The 13,963-nt window shown below is 40.4% G+C and carries 2 protein-coding genes; both read right to left on the bottom strand.

The annotated features are described in order from the left end of the window. The gene (locus NFR61_RS08755) at positions 1 to 6,435 is read right to left on the bottom strand and encodes an immunoglobulin domain-containing protein (RefSeq protein WP_251623152.1); all 6,435 of its coding nucleotides are present in this window, start codon (positions 6,433 to 6,435) and stop codon (positions 1 to 3) included. 214 nt (positions 6,436 to 6,649) lie between these two features. Continuing rightward, positions 6,650 to 13,948 carry a hypothetical protein gene (locus tag NFR61_RS08750; RefSeq protein WP_251623150.1) on the bottom strand — a complete coding sequence of 2,433 codons (7,299 nt, stop codon included), beginning with the start codon at positions 13,946 to 13,948 and terminating at the stop codon, positions 6,650 to 6,652. Positions 13,949 to 13,963: the final 15 nt, after the last annotated feature.

Raw genomic sequence — 13,963 nt, 5'->3', positions numbered from 1 at the left:
TCAAGGCCAAGTAAAATCAATCAATGAATTCCTACCCTCTGTTCCTCCAACATAGAGGAATAATACATCATACCCCGCTCTTGCATGATATCCATTTAACATAGCTGGATTACTTTCACTTGTAAATTTGTTCGTAAACGTTATATAAGAATCACTCTGAGGATTTTGAGCTGGATAACGTTTATCCATATTCCAATATCCAATTGCAGATAATTTAGTGACTATCCCCGTCGCTATTAATTGTGATGTCGTTAAAGTTATCCTATCAAATGGAAGATAACATATATTGGGAGAAGATTTTATTGACCCTGCAGTATCCGCTACATTTTTGTTATCAAACACAACATCTCGAGAATCACGAAGTTTACCAAACATCACAAATTCAATTCGATTACCCGGATTTACAGAGATGGAGAAACACAACCCTACCTTTAAATCCACATGGGTACCTGCTGGAGAAACTCCAGTCATACCAACCCATCTATTGGTAAATACCATATAAGAATCATTTAACCATCCCCAATTCCCCGCTTCCTTTACCGAATTATTTGCAGAATTTTTATATTCATCTTTTGCCCATGCATTCACACTCGAAATATATAACTTATTGCTAGCATCTTTATGTTTTCCATCCAATATATAATCTACAAAATCAGTTACATAAGTCAATCCATATCGAGTATGCATATCAAAAATATACGGGAATGCATATATTCCTGACTGACCTTTATTCGTATATACCGTATCCGTCGCATCAGCAATATGACGGACATATCCAAATGTATCAGTTTCAAAAGACTTATATTCAACACTACAAATTGTTCTGTTTGCTGTCACATAATAAAACTCAAGCGAATCCATTGTTGGCTCTGCCCATGATAAAGCAGTAATGCCCGTTCCTGTAGCTTCCGCAGTATAAACATTTCCATCTTTTCCAGTCAAGCAATAAGGATCCCACTTACGACTCCATACTGTATAATCATCAGCCCAATCAGTATTACCCCATACTAATTGAATATGACGTTTATCATCTATCGTATCTATATCTGTAAGTGGTGCATCAGGTATACGATAAATATGAGCTGTATCAGAACCCTTACACCCTGCTACACTCTTACTAGATGCTGTTACAATATATTGAAGATCTTTATCTCCCATAACTCCACTTATTGTTGGATTTGTTGATGCACCACTCAAACTACCTGTCGTCCATGTGGTTCCATCACTACTTTCCCAAACGTCCCAAACATAATCAAAATCTTTGGGATTTACAACATTTAAGTTAAAAATACTGTCTTTGTGTAAAGCAAGACAATTCTCCGCCAACTCAACTTCCGGTAACGCACCAATATTTCCTTCCAATTCAAATCTTGCACTACAGTTATCATTAGAAGCAATAACAGCAATTTTATAACTTACAGTTCCCGTTGTAAAATGTGCTGTAGCCTTATCACACCCGGAACCAAGTGCCGCTGCATCACAAAATATCGAGCCATTGTATGGGTTAATCCAATCATACTTCGTTGCATTAGAAGTCTCTATCGCAAAGTGTACTGCTGTAGAACAACTGTCCAAGGCTTTGAATGAAATCAACTCTATACCCGGACCAATCAGTAAATCCGCCGTATCTTTTGATACACCACCATTTATACTTACTTCAAACCGATAAAGTCCTACTGCGGCTGTACTGGTATTAACAACTAAACTATCCAGATTCGTACTTCCTATCAGAGGCAACGTTGCACCTCCAACCTGAGACCAACTATAAGTAACACCTGTCGTTCCCGCCGGTGAAAGTACTGTCGTCAATACTGCACGCTCTTCTCCCGCACAAACCGTATCTCCAATAGCTAATATTGTTGCCAAAGGTGTCCCCTCAATACCAATCGTAATTGTTGCTGAATCTATACAATTAGTTTCCGTATTTCTAACAAGCACTTTGAATGTTGTAATCTCCTCAACAACAAAATTCAGTGTATTTGCACTTCCAAATCCTTGAATCAAAGAATCTGTAGGCGTTTTTACTTTTAAGAATTCATATTCATAATTTCCCATTGGACCAGCCGTTAATGTAACTGTTGTTCCCACTGCTACCGGACTTCCAGAAGGTAAATTTATACTCCCATTAGCTGCTACCAATGTCGCTTCAAAACCATTTACCTGTATATTTAAAGTCGCATCCGGACCTTCACAACCATAACGGTCTGTTACATGTACTTTTACAGTTTCTGTTTTTACCGTTGTTGAAGCAAAACTTGCAGTTGCCTCATTATTCGTTGTTTGAGTCGCATTTGTCCAAGTATAAGTAAACGGTCCGTTAGTTAATCCTGTCGTATCGGCTACCAATGTCACCATCTCATTACTACATACCTTTTCTGTCCCAGTTAGAGTTACCTCAGGTTTAGCAACTACATGTACTGTAACCGTGGCTGTATCCACACAACCTGTAATAGAAGTTCCTTCAACAGCAAACGTATAATCGCCAATACTCGTTGGAGTAAATGTGATTCCTGCACCACTTACTACAGCTGCTGATGCATTATACCAATTATAGGTTGCAACTCCGGAAGCTGTCAATGTTGTACTTGCTCCACTTTGATAACAAACAATTGTATCTCCGGCAATCATTACATTAGGTATTTCAATATCAACCTTTACTGATTTAATCACAGGATCACACCCCTCAGAAGCTCCCTTTAGATAATATGTCTGAGATGTCGTTGGAGAAACAACAGAAGTTGTCAATTGATTTGTTGAAGCAGCCGGATCTGTCCAATAAGTAATACTAGAAGCAGGATACGTCGTTTGTGCCCAATTAATACCCGAAATCAAATCAACACTACCAGCCTCACAAACACTAAGTGGAGAATTTACCTCCAATTTAGGACCATTCAAGACTGTTACCCTTATTGTATCTTCAGCTGTTTTACATACACCATTCTCCGCACGTACATAATATGTGTGTGTACCGGGAGTATTTACAGTTGGAGAAATTGTAGAAGTAAAATTCGCTGAACTTCCATATTTCAATGCCCCCGGAGAAGTAGTAGAAGCAACTGTCGATAAATTCACAGAGTTACAAGCAGCAAGTTCATGTTTAGACAATGTAAGCGTCGGCATTTTATCTACTGTTACCACGATAGAAGCACGCTCCACCGTACATCCATGTACATCTGTACCATCTACATAATACGTAGTAGTTTGCGTCGGTGTGACAGATTGAGTGGTTCCATTTATTCCAAGTGTCGGATCGTTCGGCACAGAACTCCACGTATATGAACCTCCTGTCAGTCCGCTTGCCGTCAAGGTCACGTTAGAGGATGCTTCACACACAATTTGATCTTCGGACAAGTTCAGCTTTTCCGGAACATATACCTGTATAGTTGTATCAGCCGTAGCAATACACCCATTGTCATCTTTCCGCTGTACTTTAAACTGTGTTGCAGTAGTAATTGATTTTGTTTTTGATTTTCCTCCTCCATCTGCAACTCCTCCTACGGTCCAGCTATACTCTGTATCTGCCCCTCCACTTGTAACCTCAACACTTGCATCACCACCAGGACATACAGATCCTTTGTCCGCCGTTAAAGTAACCGTCGGAAGATCATTCACGATTACCTTACGTGCTGCCGAATCAACACAACCATAAACAGATGTTGCTATAACCTTATAAGTCGTCCCTACCGTATTGACTGTTGTAGTCGCAACAGATTGAGTAGCACTAGTCGGCGCTGTTATAGTTGAAGGCTCTTTCCACAAATAACTTACTCCTTCCGTAAGTGAGGTTGAAGCGGTTAAATTTAACGTTGATTTCAAACAAACTGCCAAATCTGCCGAAGCATCTCCATTAATTTTCACATCAGGCGTTGCACCTATAACCAATTTTACACTCTGATTTATCGTTTTACTTTCAGCATCTGTAAGAGTTACTTGTATAGTATACGTTCCAGGCGTTGCTGTCATCGGATTAAACGTCAATACCAAAGAATCTCCTTGTGCAACTTTAGTTTGAATTCCTGCTGCTGACGGAATACTACCCCATGTATACGTGTAAGGTGTAGTACCAAACATAGCTTTAGCCCTCAATACAGCTCCGTCACTCAAATCAGTAATACAAACTGTATCTCCTTTCAACAAACTCCAAGCCAAAGCCTTCGCTGTATATTTAACCTCTACTTCAGCAGAATCCTTACATCCTTTTGCCGTCGTCATTACCACCTGATATTTCGTAGATGCTGTAGGTAATGGAGGATTGTAAGTTGCAGATGCCGTATTGCCCAAATGAGCCGGCACCGGATTCACCCGATTATAACTATAACCCGTAATAGCACCGGCATTTCCCGCAGAAACACCTATTGCCGTCAAGGTTAAACTTGAAGAAGTGCCTTCTATAAAAGTAGCCGGATTAGCTGTCAAGCCCGCACCTTGAATATATCCCCCCTCTACAGTTTGAGAGCCAGTCGCCGTACATCCTTTTGCATCCGATACTGTCAACTCAAGCGTATTCAAACCTTTTCCTAAAGTAGCCAACACTTGTGCACTATTACTCTGTACCACAAAACTAGCGCCTCCACCTGTTGCAGTCATACTCCATACATAATTAGAATAGGGCGTCATACCGCCAGTCACCGTTGCCGACACATTCACATCCGTTCCGGCACAAGCATCTGCAATTGTCGATATCGTAACCGTAGGTATTTCATTTATAGCTATATTATACGCATCTGAACGTGTCTTACATCCACCTGCGACCTCTGCCTCCACAGTATAAGAAGTTGCTGCAGTAAGGTTTGGTGTCGTATAAGAAGTACCTGTACCAACCTGATTATTGGAAGCATTATACCATTTATAAGTAACACCAGCCACCCCAGCAACCGTCAATGTCGCATTGCTTCCTTTACATACTTCCGTAGGACCGGAAATAGTTGGTTTAGCCGGGCTCTGATTTACTGTAGCTTTCAACTCCACAGTATCTGAACAACCCGTCGTTGTATTTTGCCCTACTACCCAAAATGATTTAGGAGAATCAGCAAAAGCTACTGTTTGAAAATTAGACGTCGGATTAGTACAATTGGCATTAGAATAATATGTCAACGTTAAACCTGTTGTCCCTCCCAAAGTAGCAGAAGCCAAATCAATCTGCGAACCTTCACACTGCGGTGTCGGCTGATTCGTAACTGATATATTCGGTTTGGGATTTACCGTAACCGTTGCCGTATAGTCAGCAGATTTACAAGTTCCTTTTACAGATTTCACCAAATAGGTTATTGTAGTAGGTGAAGTTCCTGTATTTACAGGAGTAACATTTACTGTATTGGCTGTCACCGCAGAACTCGGATTTACCCATTCCCAACTATCTGCCGTCTGTCCTGCAGCGACTGTTGCAGTCAAAGTAATAGTCTCCCCGGAACAAACAGTAGACTTTGACGCAGCTAAAGTAGCAGACGGAGCCTCATTTACTGTAATCTGCAATTGAGTCGTATCCAAACATCCTGCATCTGATCGCGCAATAGCTTGATATGTCATTGTTCCTTGTGGAGCGGCTGTATAATTACCATTAGTTGTACTAAAAGTACTGTGCGATGCAATATTGACATCTGTTGAAGTTCCTACTGCACTCCATGCATATTGCTTTGCTACATTTTTAGAATCAGTAATAGACAATGTCAATGCATCATCTTTACAAATTGTAGCAGCTGGAGTAGGAACAATTGTAATATTCGGTTTCGCACTCACAACAAAAGCAAATGTTGCATCTGCTGTATTTCCACCAGCATCCGTTACTGTTGCTTTTACTTTATAATCTCCAGCAGGACAATTCTGTGCTATCTGAATGTTATCCCCACTTACAGTTGCATAAGAAGGATTAAACGTATTCGTTCCTCCTCCATCAGTCAAGGCTATGGTATAAGCCCCGTCTGCATTCGATACTGTAGCTATTGTACTAACATTCAAAATACTTCCCTCACACATATTTGCAGTAATATCGGGAACTGAAATCGTAATTTTTCCCCCTGTAAAATCAACTATTTTATCGGTATAGTCCCATGTACCAGCAGGATAAAGATTATCTGAAATCTCATTTATTCCTCCACAATCATAAGTTATTACAATATGCAAATTATAATTATTTGAAACATTTTCTGCACTCAACGTTCCAAAATCAAAATCTCGAAATTCAACAGATAGCCCTAAAAGACCACCTAAATCTACAAACTGCGTATTTACAGGTGATGAGCCAATTGATGAGCCATCTGCATCAATATTTCCCAATGCGATTATTGCTTGTGTTGTTGTAACTGTACCAACATCATGAAATGTCAAAAAGCATTTCGTAAAATCTGTTGCTCCTGCCATATCTATATCTGGACTCACACCCGGTGTTATTACAGTCGTGGTAACAGCTTCCGTTTCTAACGCAACATAAAATCTCATACACGAAGCATTGCTCGTAGGAATAAAATTTCCGTTTAATCGAGGCATTACCCATATCATACTTTCCGTTTTAAAACTCCCTGTATTATTAAACGTCTTTGTAATATTCTCTACAGGAGCCGTCCACGTTGTATCTCTACACGTTTTTTGTTGAGCTTCGACACAAAATGTCATCAATATATAAATCCCAAACAATAAAATTTTTTTCATAGGACTATTTATAATCTTCAAACTTCCAACTTAATTTTTCGATGTTAACTCTAGACTGAATTACCGTCCATGGTCTTATATAAAGCTTTTTATTTATTTCTTGCGGATTCCAAATATTAAGTGTACTATTATAATCTGCATACTTATTCGGCCTTCTCCAACTCTGATTCGTAAATGTCCAAGTTTGAAGAGATACTTTATCAGGTATCTTATTTCCAATATGCTGCAACCAGCAGGAATCAACTGAATATAAAGATGCTGCTATCATATTATACCTATCAATACTTCCTTGTGCATATAAATCGTATGCAACATCAGAAGGTAATTTTCCATATAACAACAACTCTATATCACTTTTATCTACTATAGTTTCTCTAAAACGAACTTGATATACTTTACCTAAAACTAAATCCGAAGTATCTCCTGTAAATACATTTAATGTTTTATTATATTTCAAGCGTTTTTCTCCCCATGTATTCATAGTTGCAGTATAAGATAAAGACGAAAGTGTAAAAATATTATATTTCCCATCCCCACTTATATCTTTACCAAAATATTTTGCTAAATCTGTCATATTAACTAATCCTTTAGCTTTCATATCAAAAGGATAAAGAAAATAATTATATGAATCATCCGCTAAATCTGTTGAAATTATAGAAACCCACTGTTTAAAATACCCAACCGTATCGCTGGAACGAGAGTAATAACTCTGTCCTAACTCAGCGATATAACGGCTTGCATTGGCATAGAAGAATTCCAAGGTATCATTTGAAATATCCACCAGATATCTATCTGAATCAGCTACAACCATAGCTCGCGATGCATATTGTGTTGCCACTGCATAACCATCCCATTTCACACTCATAACCCGAACAGAATCCGCCTGTTCCAATCCCGGTTGCGTGTGATCCCACAACAAGAGAATATTTCCCGTTATAGAATCCTTATCAATATCCAAAGCTATTGAATCCGGTATGATATAAGCCCGAACCGTATCCGTTGCAGAACAAGCAGCATTAATCTTGCTACTGGCTTTAAATACATATTCCACATCACCGGACAAAGGTTGGGATTGCATCGTCAACAGTGTATCCGTTCCATCTATCTTACCTGACGGATCAGAAGTCCATTGATAATCAAACGAACCATTCAGCAATTGCGTCGTTTGATCCACATGCAGAGTAAAGATACTATCCCGATATTGAGCAAATGAAGGCTCCAAAATATTGACAACCGGCATTTCACCAATCGTAGCATCAATTCCTACAGTGTCAGATACACAACCATTTGCTGCTACAGCATATACCGTTACCGTATGATGCCCTGTTAAAGACAATACCAACATATTGCCAGTCACTGCTAACGGACTGCCGCCATCCAAACGCCATGTATAGCCTAACACCGGCTCTCCTGTATTCGTCACCTGAATCGTATCATTCTGACAATCCCAATGACCATTCAAAGCCAATAACGGTGCATAAGCATCATTCACTTTTACATTGACTTTTGCTGCCGCCTGTTTACCATTTGCGCCAGTCACCAATACTGCGTAGGTATAGTCTCCTGCAACCACCGGTTTAAACACAACCGATGCCGTATCGGTTTTTCCAACTAAGAAATCTGTCGGAGTCCAATCAAAAGTAGCTCCTTGCACCGGCCCACAAGTAATCTCAGCTGTCCACGTCATTGTGTTATTCAAACATATCGTATCTGTCTCCGGTGTCGCTTTCACGCACAATCCGTCAATATTATCTATAATAACTTTGGCTGTATCCGGTAAGCTGACACAATTATCACCATCCGTTACATACAATTGATAAGATGCGGGATCATTTAACAGTTTTGTTTGCGGATACTGATAAGCCGTATCGGCAAGAGTTGCTAATCCGCTTGCCGGAGACCAGTGCCACTCATAATCAGCCACTGTCGTACCTCCGGTACCCATCGTTGTAATACTTCCCAACAAAACTGTACTATTACCCGCTTGTATAGTCATATCTGGTCCTGCACTAATTATCGGAGCCGTATGTGTAGGATCCTGCACCAACATAATCGAATCAGCACCTACCAATCCGGACTGATCCATCACTTTCACACTATATTTATCCACATCGGCATAAGCAACCCATAAGGTATCGCTTAATCCATTTGTATGAGACGAATTTAGTAAAATTCCGTCTCTATACCAAGAATATTCAAAATTTAATTGTCCTCCGGCTGCACTAGCTACCAACATAGCTGCACCTCCCAAACATACTTGATTACCATAAGGAGATGTCAAAGAAACAAGCAAGCTATCTCCCATGACTACAATGTCTTTTTCCAATGTATCACTCGGACAACCATTAGCATCCGTAGCAAATACCTTCATTGTATAATTAGCCGGAGTGTTTACCAATACATTGTAATAACTAATAATTCCCTGTTCAACCGAATCTTTCGGTAAACTGCCAAACCAATGATAAATATATTCCTTATCTGCACCAACTACAATTGGAGTACCTCCCGTTGCTTGTACACCTGCAGAAATATAAGCCGTATCATTTACCAGATAATTCGGAGACTGAGGTTGTGCCAGCCAATTCAACAGAGAAGGACGTCCGAATACCTCTCCCGACAATGTACGGGTCATACTACATACCGTTCCATTAGACGCCGTCACTTCTATAGTATAAGCTCCCGATGCTGAAATCGTATAAGTTGCCGCATTGAATGCTGTTTGCTCAACTGTCGCAATACCGGCAGGTATCGTAGACCAACTATAATTTTGCGTTGCACCGGATCCGGTAGCTACCACTTTTCCGACACCACAACTATCTGTTATAGCCAAACTTAACAACGGAGTAGGATTCATATCCACCGTAATTTGCTTAACAGATGAACTACACTCACCCAATTTACCTGTCACTTCATACGTATGCTGTCCCGTCAAGGTCACCACAAATATACTATCAGTACAACTAATCACTGAACCATCTTCTTTCCATTCATAAGAGGAAGCAAAGTTAGTCGTACCACTAGGATAAACTACCTTCAACGTATCATATTGACAATCATTTGTTCCACTCTTCACTAAATCAAACTTCGGAGCTTCAGAAGACAATACATGAATATCCGATTTTAGTGCCGCCACTTTGTTACCGTCTTCTACCTGAACAACAAAGGTATAATCACCTGCTACCGTCGGTACAAAATGCGCAGAATCTCCTTTCACTTCCAATTCCGTCATAGTAGGAGTCCATGTAAAAGTCGCCGATGCACTTAACGAATTTGTAGCTTCCCGAACCACCATCCACACATCATTTCCCAAACACAATGTATCAACAATCGGATCAATACTCAAATGCAATCCATCCGGAGTGACATTCACTATCACCGTATCCGGTAAGCTGACACAATTATTATTATCCGTTACATACAATTGATATTCTTGTTGTGCTGTAAGTGCTTTCGTTAAAGGATATTGTTTAGTTGATTCAGTTGTCGTGTTCAACATATTCGCAGGCATCCACAACCATGTCTGAATATTCGTACCACCTCCCAACAAAACAGTCTGTGCACCACTGGCAATAGTCATATCAGGACCTGCATCGGCAGGTGTAGCTATCAAGGTCGGGCTAATAGTCAACTGTATCGTATCACTTCCTAATCCCAACGGATTACCGCTATCTCTTACTAACACATAATAGGATTCTGTAGCAGTAGGCATTACTATCAACTGATCCGTCATACTACTACTTGTTACAACTTTAATCGGATTAGGCTGTCCAAGTAAATACCATTCATAAGTATAATTAGCTGTACCTCCATTTACTGTTGCCTCCAAAATAGCAGAACCGTTCTGACATACAACAGTTCCATATACTGAATTCAAATCTACACTCAATGGCGTATATCCCGTTACATCAATATCGTATACAACAGTATCACTAATACATCCCATAGCGTCTACCGCATAAATTTCAATATGATAGGACATCGCCTGTGCAACAAACTGGAAGTTATCATTATCTGTTCCAAACCACGTTAATGAATAAGGTGAAATGTTATTATATACATAAGGAGCCGTCCCTCCTGTAGCTTCTGCAGTTCCTTGAATTAAACTGCTAACAGCCACCGGACTTGAAGTAACGGAAGGTAAAGTAACCGTAACCTTATGAATATCTACCGTCACCGTATCAACGTCAGACCTGCAATTACCTTCTATGGCTACCACTTTCACATGATGAACCCCTGTTGTAGTCATTGGAAATTTAGCCCCTGTAATACCAGTCTGCAAAACTCCGTCTACATACCATTCATAAGCACTAGGAGTAATGCTTCCCGTTGCCAGATATGCTTCTAACGTATCTCCCAAGCAATAAACAGGATTCAAATCCGTAAGCATAGGTGCATAATCCGGCTTCACATGAATAGTTACACTAGCCGTTTTCTCTACCCCATTTATATCTGTTGTCTTAACATCAAAGGTATAATCACCCGCTGCAGTCGGAGTAAATACAGGTGTAGAAGATGTTGAATCATCCAAACCTGCCGCTGGTGACCATCTGTATGATATCGGGAAATAATCATCTGGAGCAACTACACTCAATTGAGAAGTATTAGCCAAACAAATTGTATCCGGCGTTGCCACAGCAAGAATAGTTGTTACAGAATCACAATTCACAACTGTAAAATGAACCGTATCACTCTTACAACCATTCATGGGCTCTTGTGCTACCACTGAATAATTTCCCGGTTGTGCATTCGGTATAATCACCGGATTACCCGTTGCAAAATAATTTCCGCTAGCATCAAACCATTTCACAATAGCTCCCCAATCAGAAAGCGAATTTAAAGAGGCATTCACATTCACATTACAATTATCCCAACTCGGTTTAATTCCTAATGTCAAACTCGGGTTATTAACCGTAACATTAAATGTCTGTTCTACCGAATTAGCGCATCCTTGACCTGTTACTCTTATCTTATACAAACCATTAGAAGCGTTATTCACAACAGCCGGATTTGTCGTTGCTATAAGTTGGCCTGCAGGATTCAACCACTCTATGTATGCGCTCCAGTCACTTAATGCCAATAACTGCAACGTAACTGTTTCCGTACAACTTGCATAACCACTCGGATTTAATGTTATCTCAGGCAAAGTATTCACTTTTACCTCAAATTCCAATGTATCACTATTACATCCACCCGTAGTACCCTCAGCAAAAACATAATAAGTACCATTTGTAGTTATCGTTGCAGAAACAGGTGAACCGGTAGCTATAACCGTACTCTTATCCTGAGCTAACCATTTCACCGTTGCCCCTGCATCACTCAATGAAGACAACTGCAACAATACATTCGTATCACAAGAAGTAAACAACGGCTCTACAGTTATAAGAGGTTCTGTTTCCGTAGACACATTAAACGGTAATGTATCACTCTGACAGGAAGCACCCCCAACTGCAACCACATAATGTATGCCATTATTAGCAGGAGCTTCATGTAACATATACGGATTCCCTGTACCTAAAGAATTCTTGTTCACATCAAACCAGTGCACTGTTGCACTCAAATCACTTATAGAAGTCAATTGCAAAGTAACATCCTGCGTACAACTAGAATACCCACCGGCATCTACTGTTATAATCGGATTCGTATTAGGACGAACCGTCACTGGCAATGTATCACCACAACCAGCAGCTGTTACACTAATATAATAAGTTTCCTCATGCGTTACCCCCGTTATGGTAAAAGGATTCGTACTTCCCAATACCATAGTCTTTGACGGATTTAACCAATTTACGATAGCCGAAGCATTGGTCAAACCGGAATAAGCAACTATTACATCATTCCCACAAGACGTATATTGCGGCTGCAACGTAACACTGGGTTTCGTACCCAACAATACGTTTACAGTTACAGTATCACTTAGGCAACCGTCTCCATTTTCCGCATAGACATAATATGTTCCGGATGTTGTTACAGTTGTTGTATTTATGTCCGTATAAGTATTATCTAACCATTTTAATGTTGCCGTATTATCACTACAAACTGCAACTAAATCCAAAGAATTACCACAACTTGTTTGCGGATCCATTGCTGTCACTGTCGGACGAACCCCGAACTGTACATCAACAGATAGTGTATCGCTCGTACAACCACTACCAGCATCCGCATAAACATAATACGTTCCAACCGATGTCACCGTCGTTGAAGGCAAGGACGTATAATCACTCTTCAACCACTTCAACGTGGCCCCAGGATCACTGCTCGTGGCTACTAAATTTACACTATTATCACAACTCGTCTGAGGATCCGTTACCGTTACTACTGGAGAAGTATTCAACTGGACATTTACAGGGATTGTATCACTCTGACAACCCGTGCCGCCATCTGCATAGACATAATACGTACCTGAACTCGTCGCCATCGTTCCTGAAAACGCATTATAACTGCCATCCAACCACTTCAACGTGGCTCCAGGATCACTACTCGTGGCTACTAAATTTACACTAGAACCACAACTCGTCAAAGGATCCGTCACTGTTATTATCGGGCGTGTACCGACTTGTACACTCACTGCTACTGTATCACTCGTACAACCTCCCGTCGTTGAAGCATAAACATAATACGTACCTGAACTCGTCGCCATCGTTCCTAAATACGCATTATAACTGCCATCCAACCACTTCAACGTAGCACTCGGATCACTACTCGTGCCTACTAAAGCTACACTAGCATCACAACTCGTCAAAGGATCTGATACCGTTACTACCGGGGAAGTATTCAATTGAACACTCACTGCTACTGTATCACTCATACAACCACTACCTCCATCGGCATAAACATAATACGTACCAGAAGTCATTACTGTAGGTGAAGGCAATGATGTCGTTTTATCAGATTCCAACCATTTCAACATTGCTCCAGGATCACTGCTCGTAGCAACTAAATCCACTCTATCATCACAACTGGTTTGAGGATCTGTCACCGTTATTACAGGACGGGTATTCAGCAATACATTTACTGCCACCGTATCACTCATACAGCCTGTACCACCGTCTGCATAAACATAATATGTACCACCATCTGATACCGTCGTTGAAGATAATAACGTATAATCACTCTTCAACCACTTCAACGTGGCTCCAGGATCACTGCTCGTGGCTGTCAAATCAACTTGATTATCACAACTTGTCAAGGGATCTGTTACCGTTACTACCGGACGGGTATTTAATAATACGCTGAACGCCATCGTATCGCTCGTACAACCACTACCAGCATCCGCATAAACATAATACGTTCCAACCGATGTCACCGTCGTTGAAGGCAA

This window comes from Odoribacter lunatus (assembly GCF_943193135.1).
GTDB classification, from domain to species: Bacteria; Bacteroidota; Bacteroidia; order Bacteroidales; family Marinifilaceae; genus Culturomica; species Culturomica lunata.
This window is presented reverse-complemented; position numbering and strand designations above follow the sequence as displayed.